The sequence below is a fragment of the Blautia coccoides genome, from assembly GCF_034355335.1.
Classification (GTDB): Bacteria; Bacillota; Clostridia; order Lachnospirales; family Lachnospiraceae; genus Blautia; species Blautia producta.
The window spans coordinates 2,165,271-2,185,128 of the sequence record NZ_CP136422.1; the positions used below are offsets into that span (position 1 = coordinate 2,165,271).

Here is a 19,858-nt window from a genome sequence, read left to right on the forward strand (position 1 = left end):
TTAAGACAGTATCAATACTTTATATCAGGAGGTCCTATATGATTTACGTAGGAATTGATGTCGCAAAAGATAAGCATGATTGCTTTATCACAAACTCTGATGGCGAAGTCCTTTTCAAGGCTTTTACCATCAAAAACAATCTCGATGGGTTCGACGAGCTTTATCAGAAAATAGAATCCGTTATGGAAGATGCTTCTAAAGTAAAAGTAGGCCTAGAAGCCACTGGACACTATAGTTACAATCTTCTCGGATATCTGCTTGATAAAGGTCTGGCCACCTTTGTTATCAACCCGTTACATACTAATCTGTACAGAAAAAGTCTAAGCCTTAGACAGACGAAAACGGATAAAGTTGATGCCCATACAATTGCTTCTATGCTAATGTCTGACGTGAACTTAAAGTCCTACTCAGACACATCGTATCACAACGAAGAGCTTAAGTCACTTACTCGCTATCGTTTTGATAAAGTTAAAGAACGCGCGAAGCTTAAAACATCTATATCCCGTCTTGTATGTATCCTTTTCCCTGAGTTAGAAAAGCTTGTTCCAACACTTCATCAGAATTCTGTTTATGAGTTACTCTACGAATTTCCTGGTGCAAAACAGGTAGCTAATGCACATCTCACAAGACTTTCAAATCTTCTTGAAACCGCATCTAAAGGCCACTACACAAAAGAAACCTCTATCGCTTTTAGAGAGGCTGCAAGAACCTCTATCGGTTCAAATATGCCAGCTAAATCGCTTGAATTAAAGCACACCATTAAGCTCATTAGAGAGCTAGATTCTGAAATCGAAGAGATTGAAAACGAGATTAAAGTCATCATGGATGAAATCAATTCTCCAATCCTTAGCATTCCTGGAATCAGCTATCGAATGGGTGCCATGATTATTGCTGAAATAGGTGACTTTAGCCAATTCGACTCTCCAGATAAGATCCTTGCTTATGCAGGAATGTCGCCTTCTACCTATCAATCCGGCCAGTTAGATAACTGTTATGCCAGAATGGAAAAACGTGGTTCTAGATACCTTAGATATGCTCTGTTTAATGCAACCGCATATGTTTGTCTATGGGATCCAACCTACAAGGCTTATCTTGCCAAGAAACGAGCTGAAGGCAAGCATTACTATGTTGCAATGTCTCACGCGACCAAGAAACTAGTTCGGCTAATTTATCATCTCGAACGCACTGGACAGCAATACCAAAAAGCAATCTAATTCTTCCAACATCATATCTTCTTGTCAGAGCATCATACTCGATGCTCTATTTGTCATGCAATTTTCAAGGTACTGATTGCGATGAATAAGTCATCGCCACTATACTCAAAACATCTCTGTTTTTGAAACTATTTATTGACTTTCTTTAATAGTTAGTCTTTTTTATGTTTTTTGTCTAGCTGTGCTTATGTTAGCATTGCACGTTAAAAATTAAAAGTACTGTTTTTTAATGATTATAGTATCTTTTTTACTATTAAGTATTAAAAAATATGGTATATTGTCTTTGTGACTGATTTACGATATACTTAGAGCAAAAGGAGATAGTTTCATGAAAAATAATGCAACAGAGATTGAACGCTGTGAAACAATAGCTAAAATACAAAGTGTTTTAGGTGGTAAGTGGAAAATAGAAATTTTGTATTATATATCGCTTAAAACAAGGCGATTTGGAGAATTGCAACGACAAATAGGCAATATAACGCAATCAACATTGACAAAACAACTTAGAGAATTAGAAGCAGATGGCTTTATTACACGATATGTTTATCAAGAAATCCCCCCAAAGGTCGAATATTCATTAACTGATTTAGGAAAAACTTTTGTGCCTATTTTAGAGCAAATGAAACAATGGGGTAAATCACATTTTCCTAATACAAATCATATAACTTAGTTTTAAACAGATAAATAAAGGCTTGTAATAAACATATAGAATGTTATTTCAAGCCTTTTCATCATTATTTTATAATCATCCAGTTATCATTTTTATATAAGGTCAATTCATACTGTGAAATTTGTGTTGCCTTTGTCTGACTGTCAATAATCTTCACGGACATGCTCGCTTTGACAGTCCCCCCCGTCTGTTGTAAACACTTCAACATACTATCCCTTTATTCCTCTTGATTACCTCAAGACAGTAAAGAAAAAGCCCTGTCAAGAGCCTTGCCACCATAGGTGGTGCGTTGCACTCTTTACTGGGCTTTTTGTTTGCGGTATCTTCTCACAAGAGGAAAAAGGTTACTCGTCCTCATCATCAAAATCTTCAAATTCTTCGATACATGGCATTTGTGATAAGATTTTCCTACCTTCTATATAGTCATAATTGTAACCCTCGTACACCTTTCTTATGGCGTAGTATGGATTTATGTTCTTGTGTCCTTCTGTGCTTTCCCCGAACATATCAAGGCTGTAAAATTCATCATAGCGGTCTAAAATCTTCTGAAACTTCAAGTGCTGAACAAACTCTTTGATTGGGTAAAGGTCGGACGATTGAATGTCCTCGTCATTGATATAGTCTGTAATGTATTTCCGTAATTGTTCTAACTCATAATCAAGCCATTCTTCCTCACTGTCAAAGAAGTTATCATAATGTCCATGCTTTAATTCAGCATTCAGCCGTTCTTCTTCTTTCAAGAACTGGCACACTTCTTTTTCGATATGGGTGTGATACTTCCATTCTCCTGACAACATTTCATTGGGTGCAACTTCCAGCACAGCCATTATCTTTTCTAAGGTTTCAAAAGTGGGATAATTTACCTCTCGTTCAATCTTGGATAAACTCTGTAAATTGATACCGATAGCGTCTGCAAGTTCCTGTTGTTTCATTCTCTTTAGTTTTCTGACGGTCTGTATATTCTGTCCCAAATGCTTATAATTCATGGCATATCTTCTCCTTTTATGTGTAGTATAAGCCTATTATACTTATTATCTTCCGAAAAATCAAGATAAAGTTCTTGACAAGTAATTCTGCTGGCGTTATTATCATATCAGATAGAGCGATTAAGCACGCTAGGGTCAATCACACGCTTGAGTAAGCATATAGAGAAGATATTTTCACTTTGATAGCATGAATAAGCATGGACTATCAGACCGAAAACAGGGTTTCTGACTGGGGCTGTTCCGTTTAGCCACGAGCCTCCCAAAGGCTCGTGAGCGTTAAGAACGGGACAGGCACAGGAAGAAAAAACGCCTTTTGGCGTTCGCAGAGGGCGTATATGTAACACCGCCCTGCGTATACATGTCATAGTACCTAGAAACTGTGATAAATAAAGGAAAAAATGCAATTTATACCCCGCAAAAAATCGGGGCATACGAAAGGAGTAATGAAGTATCGCAACACACGAAAATTTATCCGTTAAGATTGATTACATCAGCATTGTATTTGAAACCGCAACCGCAGAAGATGTAATCACACACATTTTAGAGTTACCGACTGACATTTTCAATGTCTATCCGGCAACCGTTAAATTCAAGACCTATCAGATACGCTGGGAGATTGGAGATATTTATGTATCGGGGGACGCAAGAAAGACAGAGGACAACCCACAAGGGTTAGGCTGTTATCTTGTTATGACTGGCAGAGGTTGTGATGATATTTTCCGTATTCTCAACAGCAGAAACTATACCTTTGGGGATATGTTCAAACATTGTGAAAGAAGATACGGACTGGATAATTTCCACTTCACAAGACTTGATATTGCCATTGATGATAAGAACGAAAAGCCATTCTTTACCATAGAGCAGATAAAGAAGAAATGCGAAAAAGAGGAATTTATTTCCAATAGTGAGGGCTACCACTTTGATGAAAGCAAGTTTGACGATTTCGACACCGCAAAAACGGTTTATATCGGTGCTGGAAAATCGGGATTGTCCTACCGCTTTTATGACAAGGATAAGGAAGTCTGTTCAAAATATAATAAGACGCTTGATGAAGTCGGCAGTTGGAAACGGACAGAAATGCAACTGCGTGATGATAAGGCTCATGCCTTTGCCATGACATTCAAGGACAGACCGCTGGAACTTGGAGAATTGGCTTTCGGGCTATTGGCAAACAACCTACGCTTTGTCGTAGCGAACAGAAATGAAAGTAATAAGAGCAGGTGGAAAACGTGTCGGTTTTGGGAACGCTTTTTAGGGGCTGTGGAAGTCTTGAAACTGCAAGTACCCAAACCACATAATTCCCTTGAAGAAACACAGCAATGGCTCACAGAGGGTGGCGTGATTTCTGCTGTCAAAAGTTTCTATTTCTTGGAAGAACATGACGCATTAGGTGGACTGGAAAAAGTGGGAACTATGCTTGATAAGGCAAGATACAGCACTTCCCTTTCCAGTAAACTGACCGCTCACTTACAGAGGATAAACCGCACCGACCTTATCCCCTATATCCAGTATGACACGAAACAAGGGAAAGGGGGTATCTGATGAATAACAACGATATTCCCGTATGGGAAAAATACACCCTTACCATTGAAGAAGCGTCAAAGTATTTCCGTATCGGAGAAAACAAGTTAAGACGATTGGCAGAGGAAAACAAGGACGCTGGCTGGCTCATTATGAATGGCAACCGCATACAGATTAAACGCCGACAGTTTGAAAAGGTTATTGATAAATTGGACGCAATCTAATGCAAATGAGCCTTGTATGTGTTATGATGAACACAAGTCATATCAAGGCTCTTTCCAACAAGGAAAGGAGCAGACACCATGAAAGAAAAAAGACGGGATAGCAAAGGACGTATCCTGCATACTGGAGAGAGCCAACGAACAGACGGAAAATACTTATATAAATATGTGGACGCATTTGGAAACACAAAATATGTGTATGCTTGGAGATTGACACCCACAGACCCGACACCAAAGGGAAAACGGGAAAAACCCTCACTTCGTGAACTGGAACAGCAGATAAGACGGGATATAGAGGACGGTATCGACAGCACAGGCAAGAAAATGACGCTTTGCCAACTCTACGCCAAACAGAACGCACAGAGGACAAATGTGAAGAAAAGCACACAGAAACAACGGGAACAGCTCATGCGGTTATTAAAAGAGGACAAGTTAGGTGCTAGGAGTATTGACACAATCAAGCTCTCTGACGCTAAGGAATGGGCGTTACGCATGAAAGACAAAGGCTTTTCCTACAATACCATTAACAACCATAAACGCTCGTTAAAAGCGTCATTCTATATCGCCATACAAGACGACTGTGTAAGGAAAAACCCTTTTGATTTCAAGTTGAGTGAAGTCTTAGAAAATGATACCAAAGAGAAAGTCGCATTGACAGAAGAACAGGAACAAGCACTACTGTCATTCATCAAGACGGACAACGTGTATCATAAGTATTACGATGATGTACTGATACTGTTAAAGACAGGACTTCGTATCTCGGAACTGTGCGGACTGACAGTAGCCGATATTGATTTCAAGAATGAGGTTGTGATTATCGACCACCAGTTACTAAAGAGCAAGGAACAGGGCTATTACATTGAAACGCCTAAGACAAAGAGCGGAACAAGGCAAGTGCCATTAAGCAAAGAAACGATACAGGCATTTCAACGGGTTATGAAGAAACGCCCAAAGACAGACCCATTTGTGATAGACGGACGAAGCAATTTCCTATTTGTCAATCACAAAGGCAAGCCGAAAGTTGCCATTGATTACAATGCCTTATTTGTCCGCATGGTAAAGAAATACAACAAGCACCACATGGATAACCCCTTGCCACATATCACACCGCATGCGTTGAGACATACGTTCTGCAGTCGATGCTTTGAAAAAGGAATTACCCCAAAGGTTGTTCAGCAGCTCATGGGACATGCTCATTATTCCACAACAATTGATATATAAACACATATATCAGAAGAGATGATGGGAAATGAATTGGAGAAATTCAAAGTAGCAATGAATGCCTGATGGACGGCTGCTTACGAAGAGAAGTTTTCGTAAGACTTCGTAAAATAAATCCTACGAAAATGATAAAAACCTTTACGAAAATAATGACAAGGCGGGTATCGGGGGTAGAAAAATAGTAAAAAAGTTGTACGAAAAAAAGCTTCGTAAAATAAAAATGAAATGAAGCAAAGCTGCTAGTGGAAAACACGAAAATAGTCAGTAAGTAAGCCAATTTTGAGGGTTGAGTCCAAGAGGCTCAGGTTCAAGAAGTTGCAAAACAGATGGGCATGTAAGCGAAGCTTGCACTTCAAATTAAATAAGATTTTTTAAAGGCTCTGAAAGCCTTATAAACACTTTATTCTCTGGTGATTATAAGTTTTTCGGAGCTTTTTTCTATGGAAAAAGGGAAATATAGGCAGTCTGTACCACCTGCATCCTGCAATTTTTTTCGTAGATTACTGATGTGCTTCTTAAGCGAACGTTCTGTGCAGTCTTGTGTATCCAGGCTTAAGTGACCGATCGACAATGACTGTCTCTCTGTCTGTATTTCATTTCCGAAGCTGAACAGTAATCCGTGCAAGAAGTTCTTTTATTTCAAACGGTTTGGTCATATAGTCAGCAGCATCACCGAGCAAAAGATTCAACATCAATCTTGGCACTGAGGACAATTACAGGAACATTCTGAATCTAGGGCAGAACTTCTGCCAGCATATCTCCAATCGAAATATCATCATCAATAATTTCTATGGTTTTCATTTTTTCCTCATTTTCTCCAATTATGGATTGCGGTGTGATCATTGGAACACAGCTTGCCATCTGTCTCTTGTTGCGGGAAAAATTATTATCAGACATATAAACGCAGGATCAAGTTTCAGAGGTGGTGTTTAAAAACTCCCCGATGAGTATCGGGGAGAAATATTATTCGTATAGAGTTACCAGAAATTCAGAAGGAGAAAAAACCGATACACAGATGAATCGTCTTTACTTAGAATAAGTTTGCATGAATCAACCGGTTACGAATCTGTGGTCCCAATATCATAGCAAGAACCATTTTGATTAAATCTCCCGGAATAAACGGGATGACACCTGCCATCAATGCGGCCAACAGATCCATGTGTGCTTCATATGCCAGACATGCAGTACCAAAGGCATAGCATACAACATGATAAAGCAAAGCAATCTGTTATTAATCTTGCGGTTAATTACCATTCCTGCTATGATAGCCATTGGAATAAATCCAATAAGATAACCGCCTGTCGGTCCAAACAGTTTTCCAGGACCACTGGTAAATCCGGAAAATACAGGAACTCCCACCAGTCCGATCAGTAGATACACCAGATAGCTGATGGTCCCTCTTTTTACCCCCAACATATACAGTGCAAAATAAATAGCCAAGTTCGTCAGTGAAATCGGTACCGGCCCGATTGGCAGTGAAAAAGGTGCCAGCACACAGATTACTGCGGTCATTACTCCAATCGCAGCAATCTGCTGAATGGAAAATTTTTCTTTTGTATTAATTGTAAGATTACTCATTTTTTTAAGCCATCTTCCTGTGATAATCTCTTTCACAAGGTTTCTCATAATCCCTACTCCGAAGCTGTAATAAACCATCTAATGTAATTCGATTTTATCATTGACTTGGAGAAATAGCAAGTTGATTGAGGAGTGACCAGGGTCACCCTGCCCCGCTATACATGCATCAGTTTTTTCCGAAACTGCGAAGGCGAACAGTGGTTATACATCTGAAAACTCCGATTAAAATTACTGACAGAAGAGAATCCCGAGGCTAGTGCAATATCAGTGATTGAGATTTTGGAATCGGTCAGCAGTTCTTCTGCGTGGCGGATACGCTGGCGTGTGAGGTATTCTTGGAAGGTTATTCCTGTAAATTCTTTAAAAAGTCTGGAAAAATGATATTTGCTGAATCCTGCGATTTCTGCAGCCTGTTCAAGTGTCAGATTTTCCCGAAATGAGGTATCGATATACTGACAGACCGTTGTGAATTTTTCCATGTATTCTCTTCGGGAGGAAAAGGATACATCGGTAAATCGAGGAGTATGTTCGAAATTATGGCGTACTAGCAGAAGAACAATCTGAATAACAGCAGAGGATACCCAGGCATCGGCCAGATAATTACTTTTTTCAGCCTCCCGGATGATTTCCTTGAATTTTGCAGACACTTCCTGAAAGAGTTCCGGACAGGAAGCCGGCGTAAGGCAAACAGCTTCCGGTAACAGAAGCAGTGCGCTTCCCATACCGGGTATAGAATAAAAAAGCGACAATGGTGCCTGAAAAATCAAGCGCTTACCGGTGGCAGGCGCCTGCAGTGAATGAATTTCCCCACTGTTGATAAATAACAGATCAAGGGGATTTAGTTTGTAGCACTCATTTCCTATTACGGCCTGATAGCCGTTTTCTAAAGGCATGATAATTTCAATACTTGTATGCCAGTGTGGCGGATAATCTTCAGTCTCCTGATTTTTCATCAATCGAAACTGTGAAGAATCATATGCAATCGTTTCTTTCATTCCTTTGAGATCTTCAATCATAGTAAAAGATAATCCCTTTCAAAAATAGCAAAATATAGGAAAAGTATAGCAAGAATCAATAAGGAAAACAATAGATTCTTTTTTATAATATAGAAAATGAACAAAAAAGGAGATTACTTATGGCTAAAACATTTAGAGAACGGGCGGAAGAACTTGTAGCACAGATGACGCTGGAGGAGAAGGTTTCCCAGACACTTCACGGAGCGGCAGAAATCGAGAGATTGGGAATTCCCAAATATAACTGGTGGAATGAGGCACTTCACGGAATTGCCAGAACGGGAACAGCGACATTATTTCCACAGGCAATAGGTCTGGCTGCATCTTTTGATGAAGAACTGGTTGCGGAGATGGCTGATATCATTGCCACTGAAGGACGTGCAAAATATAATATGCATGTGAAATATGGTGACAGAGACATCTATAAAGGTTTAACATACTGGGCACCTAATGTAAATATTTTCCGTGATCCGCGCTGGGGAAGAGGTCATGAAACGTATGGTGAGGATCCCTATCTTACATCACGCCTGGGCGTGCGGTTTATTCAGGCACTTCAGGGAGATGATCCTGTATATATGAAGGCAGTAGCCTGTGCAAAGCATTTTGCTGTACATTCCGGACCGGAAGGAGAGAGACATCATTTTAATGCTGTTGCATCCAAACAGGATATGTATGAGACTTATCTGCCGGCATTTAAAGCCTGTGTGCAGGAAGGAAAAGTAGAAGCTGTGATGGGTGCATATAACAGGACAAATGGAGAACCATGCTGCGGCAGTAAGACACTTCTGCAAGATATTTTGAGAGAAGAATGGGGATTTGAGGGGCACGTTGTCAGTGACTGCTGGGCAGTGCGTGATTTCCATGAAAATCATCATGTAACAAATGCACCGGTGGAGTCCGTAACGATGGCTATGAATCACGGTTGTGACTTGAATTGTGGTTGTACATACCCTCATCTGGTTCAGGCAGTACGTGAAGGAAGAGTTGATGAAAAACGAATCAATGAGGCGGTCATCAATCTTTTCACCACACGTATGAAGCTTGGTATGTTTGAAGAACCGGGAACAGTTCCATTCGATAGTATTCCTTATACAGAAAACGACACACCGGAACATAACCGTATAAACGAAAAGATTTCTGAAAAAACTCTGGTTCTTCTGAAAAATGAAGGAGGACTTCTTCCTCTGAATAAGAATAATATGAAAACCATCGGAGTCATCGGGCCAAATGCCAATAGCAGAGCAGCACTTGTGGGTAACTATGAGGGAACTGCTTCCCGCTATGTAACAGTTCTTGAAGGAATTCAGGATTATGTAGGCGATGATGTTCGTGTCATGTACTCGGAAGGATGTGCTTTATTTAAAGACCGTGTCTGTGTTCTCTCAGAACCAAACGATCGTCTGGCTGAAGTGAAAGGCGTATGCGAGGCCAGTGATGTGGTTATTGTCTGCCTTGGATTGGATGCTACACTGGAAGGTGAAGAGGGTGATACAGGAAATGAATTTGCCAGCGGTGACAAACCGGATCTGAACTACCCGGGGCTGCAGAATGAAATCCTCAAAGCGGCATATGAAAGTGGAAAACCGGTGGTTCTCGTTTCATTGACCGGAAGTGCTATGGATCTTAGCTGGGCTGACGAGCATATTCCGGCTATCGTACAGGCATGGTATCCTGGATCAAGAGGTGGAGAGGCTGTGGCACGTCTGTTGTTTGGAGAGTGTTCACCAGAAGGTAAACTGCCGGTAACCTTCTATCGTTCCGTGGAAGAACTGCCGGAGTTTACGGATTATTCCATGAAAGGAAGAACTTACCGTTATATGGAACAGGAAGCGTTATATCCCTTTGGCTATGGACTGTCATATACAGAGTTCAGTCTGTCAGAACCTGAGATTACAGTTTACGAAGGAGATAAGGTGTCCGAAACAGGAATCATTAGAAAGGGTACAGGAATGACTGTACGGACAGTGATTCGAAATATCGGTAAGATGGCCGGAGGAGAAACCGTACAGGTTTATGTAAAATCCTGCTGTGACGGAACTCCAAATCCCCAGTTAAAGGCTTTGAAAAAGGTATTTCTGAATCCGGGCGAGGAGCAGGAAGTCGTTCTGACTTTAAAACCGGAAGCTTTCGAACTGTTTGATATCGATGGCGCTGCACAGATTCTATCCGGTGAATACTGTGTTTATACAGGCACTTCACAGCCGGATAAAAGAAGTAAGACCCTGACAGGAAAAGGTGGATTTGTCAATACATTCGCAGCTGAAGTGTAAAACTGTGGTCTGGAAAGGAGCATGGGAAAAGTGATGAGATTATCTTCATTAGTCAGTGACGGGATGATTCTCCAGAGAGATGTAGAAAACAGTATCTGGGGATATGGTGAAAAGGGAAGAACGGTAGAACTGTCTTTTGAAAATTTTCAGGTTAAAACCATCTGTGGTGATGACGGATACTTTGAACTGATGATACCGGAAATGCCTGCCGGCGGTCCGTGGGAGTTCAGGATGACAGATGGGGAAGAAGAACTTGTGATTCATGATGTACTGTTTGGTGATGTATTTCTTCTGGGAGGGCAGTCTAATATGGAACTGCCAATTGAGCGGGTGATGGACCGGTATGCAGATGAAATTCTGCATACTTCAGAGGATGAAATCCGCATGTTCGAAGTCCCCAAGGAATATGTATTTGGAGAAAAACGTCAGGAATTAGAAAAGGGCTGCTGGATTAAAGCGAAAGGAGAAGAACTGCAGCTGTTCAGTGCTGTGGGATATTTTGCTGCAAAAGAAATTCATGATAGGGAAAGAATACCGGTTGGACTTCTGCAGACTGCTGTGGGAGGTACACCGGTGAAATCCTGGTGCAGCGAGGAGACTGTTACAGCTCTGGGTTATGATGCTGCGGAGATTGAAGAATGCCGCCAGAAAGGATATCCGGAAGCGACCATCAAAGCGGAAGAAGAAAGAGAGCTTTGGTGGAGAAAAGAGGCGTTGAAGGAATCCGGTGTGGATTGTGCTACAGATAGTAAGGGCAGTTTTTGTATTCCGGGATTCTTTGAAAATACTGTGTTGGATCAATTTTATGGCGGATTGCGCTTTACAAAAACCTTTGTGCTGGATGAAAAAGATGAACCGGAAAAAGGAGAAGCTATTCTTTATTTCGGTGCTATGATTGATGCAGATAAGATTTTAATTAATGGCACATTGATCGGTGAGACGGAATACCAGTACCCACCCAGAATTTATCGGATACCGGAGGGAATCCTTCATGCTGGAGAAAATATCATTGAAGTAAAATTGATGGTTTTCAGACAGGAAGGAGGCTTTGTACCTGGAAAGGTGTATGAACTTTGCTTTGGCAGTAATCTGGAGAAAAAGGTTTCTCTTTCCGGTGACTGGAATTATGAAATCATCCACCGGATGGAATCGCTGCCTCAGATGACATTTTTCCAGTATAAAGCATGTGGACTTTATCAGGGAATGCTCTATCCCATCAGAAGATGGAAAATCAAAGGATGTTTCTTTTATCAGGGTGAATCCAATACCGGGCGGCCGGAAACCTATGAGGAGGAATTTGGCACGATGATCGAGGAATGGAGAACCCTCTGGCAGATGCCGGATATGCCGTTCATTTTCGTTCAGCTGGCAGGATTTTCTGATGGCAAACTTTATACGAACGGCATACAGTGGGCAAGACTTCGTGAGGCACAGAGAAAAACAGCCGGTTTGCCATATGCCATGATGGTACAGGCTTATGACCTGGGAGAATACAACGATCTGCATCCTACCGATAAGAAAACAGTCGGCGTACGTGCAGCACTTGCGGCAGAAACATTGATTTATGGCAGAAACGTATCATACCGAAATCCGGAGCTTGCTGCAGCCATTAGAAATACTGGAAGTATAAAGTTTGTTTTTGAACCGTCAGGCATTGTATTGCATACAGAGAAAAGAACTCCGGATCTGAAAGAAGTACCGGGAGTTTCTCTGCGACAGGATAAGAATGAACCGGTCAGAGGTTTTGATATTATTTGTAAAGATGGAAGCAGTAAGGCAGTTGAGGGAAGACTGACAGGAGAAAATACTGTCGAAGTATCCATAACGGAAGACACCGTTGGAGTATCCTATGCATGGAATGACTGTCCGTGGGAAGCAAATTTATACAGCGATGAGGAATTGCCGGTAGTTCCTTTCCAGATTATATTTCAGGAGATATCATAAGAAATGAAAATATTTGATGGTGGGTACTGTGTACCTTTTCTAGTAGAGGAAGATGCTTATGAGGGTGTAAAAATGAAGATGGCTGCCGATATCCGGTGAGAATGTATGTGGAACCTTTTGGAAAACCTCGCCTGATGGTTTCACGTGCAGATGATGACAGAATCCTTGTGAAAAATTATGGGATCTGTGAATCAATGGAAATCCGAGATTTTCTCTATGCGGGAAATCGTGAGGTCATCCTTGAAGTGGCGAATGACGGTGAAGGCTCTTTTCTCTGTGAAATAGAAGCAGAACCCTGTAAATGGCTGAAACTGGAAATGAGCAGCAGAGAGGTAAAAGATCAGGAAATTCTCAAGCTGATTTGCTGCCCGGGCAGTTCCGGTGAATGCTGATGGGGACTGGTGCGAAGATAATCCGGTTGTTTCGTATTATTTGATGGCTGAGGAAGAGGCTGTATATACAGCAGAAATCTGGACATCACCATCAAATCCTGATGTACCTGGAGACCATCTGTCTCTTGCGGTGAGAAATGCAACAACAGGTGAACTATGGAAAAAGGCAGACACTGTTCCGGAGAACTATCGGGCGGGAAATCCGGATGATGATTTCTGGGCTGCGGGTGTCATAGAACAGGTTCATAAAACCTGCGTACCGATTTATCTGCACAAAGGATTCAATGAAGTGCAAATAGAACTTTTAAGCAAAATTCCTGCTGTAGAAAAAATTATTTTCTACAGGGAAGGCACCACCCCCCGGATCTCATGTATGGGTCCTGCAGAAAGCTGGAAGAGATAGTGCTGGATGTTTGAGACATGATATGGTATGATAGCCACAGGAGGGCAGCGTATGAAGAGACTGATTGTTAGATTAGAACATATTATGAATGACTTTAACCTGAAGAAAAAGCTTCATATTCTGTATATCTATTGTATGCTGATACCACTTATCATTACAGACAGTGTTATCCTATTTATTGTGGTTCAATCCGAGAGAGTGGAGCAGCGGCATGTGATGGAAAATGATGCAAGTGCTGTTATATATAATCTTTCCCGGGAAGTGGAAAATGCCGCAATGAAAGCAAAAAATATTTATATGAACGAGTATATCGAGGAGTTTTTGAATCGACAGTATGAGACTCCTCTGGATTATGTGACGGGACATCAGGAATTTATGAAGAATTCACTGTTTGAGACCAGTATGGGTACGGATAATACAGTGGTTACGATTTATGCGGACAATGATACTATTATCAATGGCGGACATTTCATCCGTCTGTCTGATGTGCGTGAGACAGAATGGCATAGATATTTGCAGGAAGCGGGAAATAATTCAGTATTGTATTTTTATTATGACCAGTGGAAAAGTCCTGCAGTGCAGCCGCGGCGCAGCGTGTTATTTATCAGAAAACTAAATTTTTCCGGACAGGACAGCTGTGAAAAAATAGTGACGATTGAAATGGATTACAGTAGTCTTGTACGCAATCTGGATAATATGAATTATGAGTCTGAGATCTATATATGTAAAGATAATAAGATTTTGCTTTCTAATAACGGATATAATCAGCCAGGGCGGCCTTTTAGCGAATGGAAGGAAAACATACAGCCGGATTATCAGAAAGAATACAGTGCTTATGGAGAACATCTACAGATTGCAGTCTGTAAAAGAAGTCGTGGGATACGGGCACAGATATGGAATCATATGCCGTTGATTGTTTTTCTGGTGTTGATTAATACGGTGATGCCGTGGATTCTGATGCGGCTTATTAATCGTTCTTTTACTGCCAGGGTGGAAGAATTGAGCAAAGCATTTGATCACGTAGATGCGGATCATCTTCAGGAAATCTCATATGTGCGGGGGAAAGATGAAATAGGCAGTCTGATGCTCAATTATAATCACATGGCATCCCGCCTGAATGATCTGATTCAGACGGTGTATAAGGATCGTCTGAGAGAACAGGAGATGGATATTGCCAGACAGAATGCAGAACTTCTGGCACTGCAGAGTCAGGTGAATCCTCACTTCCTGTTTAATGCCCTGGAGAGCATTCGGATGCACAGTATCTTAAAGAAAGAGTATGAAACTGCGGATATGGTGGGAAAACTGGCCGTGATGGAACGTCAGAATGTGGATTGGAGTACAGATTTTGTCAGAATGAAAAAGGAACTGGAATTTGTGGAGGCATATCTGGGACTTCAAAAGTATCGTTTTGGAGACAGACTTTCCTATGAGCTGGACATAGAACCGGAATGTGAGGATATTCAGATTCCAAGACTGACTTTCGTAACTTTTGTGGAAAATGCATGTGTACACGGGATTGAGAGTAAAACAGCTTCCTGCTGGATTTTTGTCCGGGTTTATCGTAAACATGAGGATATCTGGATCGAAGTGGAGGATACCGGAAGCGGTATGGATGAGGACAAAGTGGCTGAAATAAAGGAAAAGATGTGTAATGCAAGCATCGAGAAACTAAGAGAAAAGGGGCGTGTAGGTATTATCAATGCCTGCCTCAGACTGAAAATGATAACGGATAACAAAGTGTGTTTTCATATAGAGAGTGAAGTGGGAATCGGTACTACTATTCAGATCAGGATGCCGATAGACTCTCTGGATGATAGAATACAGATGTACAGATAAGACTTCAACAGGGGTCTTGGGAATGGAAAAGAAACAAAGGAGATAAGAACATGCTGCGGGTTTTGCTGGTTGATGATGAACCTTTTATTGTACAGGGACTTATGGTGTTTATTGACTGGGAACAGGAAGGGTATGAGATTGTATATACTGCTGCCGATGGAGCAGAAGCACTTACATATCTGAAAGAGCATAAGGTGGATCTGGTCATTGCAGACATTAAGATGCCGGTAATGAGTGGACTAGAACTTTTGGAGACAATACGCAGAGAAAATATTTCAGATGCTTATTTTATAATTTTAAGTGGTTACAGCGATTTTTCCTATGCACAGCAGGCAATTCGTTATGAATGTATGGAATATATTTTGAAACCGGTGGAAAAAGAGGAACTTTTGGGTGTACTGCGCAGAGTAGCCAAAGTGTCAGAAGCTGCCAGGGAAAATGAAAAGAAAAAACAAAAGCTGGAACATGAGTATCTGGCCAGAAATATCATTTCACTTCTTTGCGGAAAATACGACCGAGTTAATCTGGAATATATAAAAAGTCATATGAATCTTTCAGACAGTGTCAGATATGTTTATTTGGAACCCTATAATATAGGAGACATGTCCGAACAGGAGGATGGGGAATACCGTCTGATTCAGAGAAAACTGTATCAGGCCTGTCAGGATTTCCTGAAAGAAGACTGCAGTCACTGTTTCTTTGATGTGTCCTGGAATGAGAAGAATTACGATATAGGTTTTATTTACTGTGATTATATGGCGAAGAACCGGGCAATCAGTGAAGTTGAGTATCTGAGCGACTTTCAGGAGAGTCTTGAACTGGCAATTCAGCGTCCTGTAAAATTGCTGGCGGGTAAAAAAGTATCAGACATTTCTGGACTGGCAAAATCCTATAGTACCGCCTGTGTATTGAACTCTCTGGAAGCATTTCGTGCAAAAAAGAAAATGTATTTTTATGAAGAAGAGGTACAGATTCATAATGGGGGTATTATCCTGTGCAAACAGAACCTGGATGCGTTGATATCAGCCATTGAGCAAAACGATAAGATACAGATCCGTAAATGTGTGGAAAATCTGTATGAAGAAATGCAGCAGATGGGACTTGCCGCAGATACAGTGAATCTTAACATTAATTATTTCCTGTTTCAGCTGATTTATCTGGCAACCGAGCAGGATGATTGTGTCGATCAGAAAGAAATTCTACATTTCATTGGTGAAAGTACATTTGAAGAGGGAGTCACCAGAGGCAGCAGTGTGCATATGGTGCATTTTGCTCTGGAGTATGCAGAATATCTGGCTCAGCTTCGCAAAAATATTTCCAGGGGAGGCGTACTTGGAGATATTGAGAAAGAAATACGCGAAAATTATGCAGAGAATCTTACTTTGAGAGAATTGAGTAAAAAGTACTATGTGAACAGTGCTTATCTGGGACAGATATTCCGGAAAAAGTTCGGACAGTCATTTAAAGAGTATCTGAATAACTATCGGATGGAGCAGGCAGTTCAGAGACTGTTGTATACCAGTGATAAAATCTATCAGATTGCTATGGATGTGGGATATAAAGACTGCGATTATTTTATTAACCGTTTTATTGCAGCAAAGGGATGCACACCTGCAAAGTTCCGCAGACAGGGCGGAGTATTGAAAAACTGAGAAAATGGAAGAAATTTTCCAAATGAAAAAAGACAGGATAAATGATAGGGTTCTATAATTTGTCCTGTCTTTTTGTATGCTTTGTCCGGTTGAGGTTTTTTTTGTAGAAGGTACAATATAGTAAATTGATAAGTCGTATTTGTTCTGCAGACGAATAGGAAAATATTTATAGTATCAAAAGAAATAGGAGGATGGGGTCTATGAAAAGAAAATGTTTAATATCCCTTATGCTGTTAGCGGCGGTGTCAATGGCGGCCTGTGGCAAAGCAGAAAAAGAAACAGACACAGGTGCAGAGTCATCTGATGGCGAAGTAAAAGAATTTACTGCATTCTTTGCAGTTCCCGGTTCAGAAATCAATGATGATAATGAAATTCAGCAGAAAATTGCTGAGATTACAGGTGCTAAATGTAAAGAGACATGGCTTACAGGACAGACTGCTCAGGAAGCAGTAGGAACATTAATCGCCGGTGGTGAGTATCCGGATATGATTGATGGTGGAGATGGTATGGCACAGCTTTATGATGCTGGTGCACTGGTTGCACTGGATGATTATATCGATAAGTATCCGAATATCAAAGAATATCTGACTGAAGAACAGTGGGATAAGCTTCGTCAGGATGATGGACATATTTACTGGATTCAGCAGTTCGGCAATATTTATGGTGAAGAGAAAGCAACTACTCATAATGATGAGGCTTTCTGGATACAGGCTCGTGTTCTTGAATGGGCAGGATATCCTGAAATCAGCACAATGGATGAATATTTTGACCTGATCGAAAGTTATAACGAAGCAAATCCTGTGATGGAAGACGGAACAGCCCATATTCCTTACACAATCCTCTGTGATGACTGGCGTTATTTTTGTCTGGAAAATGCTCCTCAGTTCCTGGATGGATATCCAAATGATGGTTCTGTTATTGTAGATCCGAATGAATTAAAGATTATCGATTACAATACAACACCTACTGCTAAAAGATATTTCGGAAAATTGAATGAAGAGTATCAGAAAGGCATTGTAGATCCGGAATCCTTTACACAGACTTATGATGAATATATTGCAAAACTTTCCACCGGACGTGTGCTGGGTATGATTGACCAGTGGTGGGATTTTGCTTATACCGTAAATGATGCACTGAAACAGCAGGGACTTGATAAAAAGGGATGTGACTACATACCACTTCCGATTACGATTGAAAAAGGAATGAAGAACCAGTGGCATAACTCCGGCGGTGCTCTGAATGTTGCCAGCGGTCTTGCTATTACCACTAGCTGTGATGATGTAGAAGGTGCTCTTCAGTTTGTGAATGATCTTCTTTCTCAGGAAGTACATGACCTTCGTTACTGGGGTATTAAAGATGTTGATTATTCTGTAGATGAAAATGGAGAGTATTATCGTACAGAAGACATGAGAAAGAAGGATTCCGATACAGCGTATAAGGCTTCTCATAAATGTGTATATTCTTATTTCCCACAGTATATCGGAACAAGCCGTGATGGAATCAACGCAATGCAGCCACAGTATCAGGCAAAAGAGTTTTATGAGGGATTGTCAGATGATGTAAAAAAATGCTTCGATGCTTATGGTGCTGAAACATATGTAGACATGCTTGGAACCAGTGAGGCTCCGGGACCATGGTATCCAATGTATTCTTTCTCAAGTGCTATGACAACAAGCACACCTGGTGGTATTGCATGGACAAAGATGGGAGAAATCAAGCATGAATATCTTCCTAAAGTAGTAATGGCATCAGATTTTGAAGCTGCATGGGATGAGTACATGAGTGTATACGAAAAATGTAATCCTCAGGATTTCCTGGAAGAAATGCAGACAGAACTTGATCGCAGAATGGAAGAAGCCAAGAAGTATCAGTAGAATATAAGTGAATAAATCGGGCAGATGTCGGTTTCGGTATCGCGTGACAGACCGGTTCATCTGCCCTCTCTTTTTAGGAGGAGACTATGGCTGCTATAGAAAAAAGAAAAAAAGAAAAAGTAACAGAAATGAAAGTGAAAATCACTTGGAAAGAAATAAAAAGACAGAAAGCTCTGCTGATCTGGTCAGCCTTTATTGTATTATATGGTGTGATTTTCTGCTATTTGCCACTGGGAGGATGGCTGATGGCTTTCCAGGATTACCGTCCCAAGGATGGACTTCTGCATTCTCAGTTTGTAGGATTGGCAAAGTTCCAGCAGTTGTTTTCTGATGCCACATTCCTGCGTGTTATCAGAAATACACTGGCTATGGGTGTAATCAACCTGGTAGCAACCTTCTTTATGGCAATTTTATTTGCTATTTTGTTGAACGATGTAAAATCTCAGGGTGGAAAAAAAGTAGTGCAGACAATCTCTTACCTGCCGCACTTCCTGTCCTGGATTATCGTTACTGGTATTCTGCATGACGCACTGTCCGGAACGGGTATTGTAAATGAGTTTCTTTTGAAATTCGGTATTCTTGATCAGCCTCTGAATTTCTTCGCTCATCCAAAATTCTTCTGGCCAATCGTGGCATTTGCCAATGTATGGAAGGAAACAGGATGGAATGCCATTATTTATCTTTCTGCAATTACATCCATTGACCCTTCCCTTTATGAAGCGGCCAATATTGATGGGGCCGGAAGATGGCAGAGAATCCGCTATATTACATTACCGGGAATCCGTCCGACTATTATGATTCTTCTTCTGATGAATGTAGGTAACGTATTAAATGCAGGTTTTGAAATCCAGTACCTGTTAGGTAATGGTCTGGTACAGAGCGTGGCACAGACAATTGATATTTACGTATTGAAATGGGGTATCAGCCAGAATGACTTTGCAATTGGTACTGCGGCAGGTATCTTCAAGAGTTTTGTCAGCATCGTGCTTGTTGTCATCGCCAATGAGATTGCAAAACGGACCGGTGACGAGCGGCTGTTTTAGGAAAGGAGAAATCAGAC

Annotated in this window: 16 protein-coding genes and 2 pseudogenes; 13 read left to right on the top strand and 5 right to left on the bottom strand. The window is 41.0% G+C overall.

All coding sequences use genetic code 11. The features are described from left to right. Positions 1 to 38 precede the first annotated feature (38 nt). Entirely contained in the window at positions 39 to 1,214 is a 1,176-nt protein-coding gene (locus BLCOC_RS09535; RefSeq protein WP_115622538.1) for an IS110 family RNA-guided transposase, read from the top strand. Between the two features lie 328 nt (positions 1,215 to 1,542). Then, the gene (locus BLCOC_RS09540; protein WP_065530661.1) at positions 1,543 to 1,884 is read left to right on the top strand and encodes a winged helix-turn-helix transcriptional regulator; all 342 of its coding nucleotides are present in this window, start codon (positions 1,543 to 1,545) and stop codon (positions 1,882 to 1,884) included. Positions 1,885 to 2,228: 344 nt separating this feature from the next. Here BLCOC_RS09540 and BLCOC_RS09550 read toward each other — a convergent pair whose 3' ends face one another. Continuing rightward, positions 2,229 to 2,870, bottom strand: coding sequence for a helix-turn-helix domain-containing protein (locus BLCOC_RS09550; protein ID WP_115625139.1), 642 nt, complete (start codon positions 2,868 to 2,870; stop codon positions 2,229 to 2,231). A gap of 528 nt (positions 2,871 to 3,398) precedes the next feature. On the opposite strand from BLCOC_RS09550, the gene BLCOC_RS09555 reads away from it, so the two are divergent. From BLCOC_RS09555 to BLCOC_RS09565, 3 genes are all read left to right on the top strand, one after another. Next, on the top strand, positions 3,399 to 4,412 hold the full coding sequence (locus BLCOC_RS09555) for a replication initiation factor domain-containing protein (protein WP_065530659.1): 1,014 nt from the start codon (positions 3,399 to 3,401) through the stop codon (positions 4,410 to 4,412). Further along, positions 4,412 to 4,615: an excisionase gene (locus BLCOC_RS09560; RefSeq protein ID WP_002610247.1), complete on the top strand. Its 204-nt coding sequence runs from the start codon at positions 4,412 to 4,414 to the stop codon at positions 4,613 to 4,615. Before BLCOC_RS09555 ends, BLCOC_RS09560 begins: the two co-directional genes overlap by 1 nt. Before the next feature lie 78 nt (positions 4,616 to 4,693). Further along, positions 4,694 to 5,833 (top strand): site-specific integrase, encoded by a 1,140-nt coding sequence (locus BLCOC_RS09565; protein ID WP_115625140.1) that lies wholly within the window; start codon positions 4,694 to 4,696, stop codon positions 5,831 to 5,833. Positions 5,834 to 6,233: 400 nt separating this feature from the next. Here the strand turns inward: BLCOC_RS09565 and BLCOC_RS27745 are convergent. The 4 genes and pseudogenes from BLCOC_RS27745 to BLCOC_RS09580 form a co-directional block, all read right to left on the bottom strand. Beyond that, positions 6,234 to 6,565, bottom strand: a pseudogene (locus BLCOC_RS27745) (response regulator transcription factor); the annotation flags it as partial. Continuing rightward, positions 6,566 to 6,694, bottom strand: coding sequence for a hypothetical protein (locus BLCOC_RS27380; RefSeq protein ID WP_330411496.1), 129 nt, complete (start codon positions 6,692 to 6,694; stop codon positions 6,566 to 6,568). Between the two features lie 169 nt (positions 6,695 to 6,863). Further along, positions 6,864 to 7,411: pseudogene (locus BLCOC_RS09575) on the bottom strand (biotin transporter BioY). 155 nt (positions 7,412 to 7,566) lie between these two features. Beyond that, positions 7,567 to 8,427: an AraC family transcriptional regulator gene (locus BLCOC_RS09580; protein ID WP_115625141.1), complete on the bottom strand. Its 861-nt coding sequence runs from the start codon at positions 8,425 to 8,427 to the stop codon at positions 7,567 to 7,569. A 119-nt stretch (positions 8,428 to 8,546) separates the two neighbouring features. Here BLCOC_RS09580 and BLCOC_RS09585 point away from each other — a divergent pair, with 119 nt between their 5' ends. The 8 genes from BLCOC_RS09585 to BLCOC_RS09620 all read left to right on the top strand — a co-directional run bounded on the left by BLCOC_RS09585 (position 8,547) and on the right by BLCOC_RS09620 (position 19,841). Continuing rightward, entirely contained in the window at positions 8,547 to 10,694 is a 2,148-nt protein-coding gene (locus BLCOC_RS09585; RefSeq protein ID WP_115625142.1) for a glycoside hydrolase family 3 C-terminal domain-containing protein, read from the top strand. 33 nt (positions 10,695 to 10,727) lie between these two features. Next, positions 10,728 to 12,638: a sialate O-acetylesterase gene (locus BLCOC_RS09590; RefSeq protein WP_187370520.1), complete on the top strand. Its 1,911-nt coding sequence runs from the start codon at positions 10,728 to 10,730 to the stop codon at positions 12,636 to 12,638. A 134-nt stretch (positions 12,639 to 12,772) separates the two neighbouring features. Beyond that, positions 12,773 to 13,030 carry a hypothetical protein gene (locus BLCOC_RS09595; RefSeq protein ID WP_147298910.1) on the top strand — a complete coding sequence of 86 codons (258 nt, stop codon included), beginning with the start codon at positions 12,773 to 12,775 and terminating at the stop codon, positions 13,028 to 13,030. Beyond that, complete coding sequence (locus tag BLCOC_RS09600; protein ID WP_115625145.1) at positions 13,020 to 13,433, top strand: hypothetical protein; 414 nt, start codon at positions 13,020 to 13,022, stop codon at positions 13,431 to 13,433. Before BLCOC_RS09595 ends, BLCOC_RS09600 begins: the two co-directional genes overlap by 11 nt. Positions 13,434 to 13,484: 51 nt before the next feature. Next, positions 13,485 to 15,272 (top strand): sensor histidine kinase, encoded by a 1,788-nt coding sequence (locus tag BLCOC_RS09605; RefSeq protein WP_115625146.1) that lies wholly within the window; start codon positions 13,485 to 13,487, stop codon positions 15,270 to 15,272. Between the two features lie 50 nt (positions 15,273 to 15,322). Continuing rightward, positions 15,323 to 16,924, top strand: a complete 1,602-nt coding sequence (locus BLCOC_RS09610) for a response regulator transcription factor (RefSeq protein WP_115625147.1) — start codon at positions 15,323 to 15,325, stop codon at positions 16,922 to 16,924. Between the two features lie 200 nt (positions 16,925 to 17,124). After that, complete coding sequence (locus BLCOC_RS09615; protein WP_115625148.1) at positions 17,125 to 18,798, top strand: type 2 periplasmic-binding domain-containing protein; 1,674 nt, start codon at positions 17,125 to 17,127, stop codon at positions 18,796 to 18,798. An 86-nt stretch (positions 18,799 to 18,884) separates the two neighbouring features. Continuing rightward, entirely contained in the window at positions 18,885 to 19,841 is a 957-nt protein-coding gene (locus BLCOC_RS09620; protein WP_115625149.1) for an ABC transporter permease, read from the top strand. Positions 19,842 to 19,858: the final 17 nt, after the last annotated feature.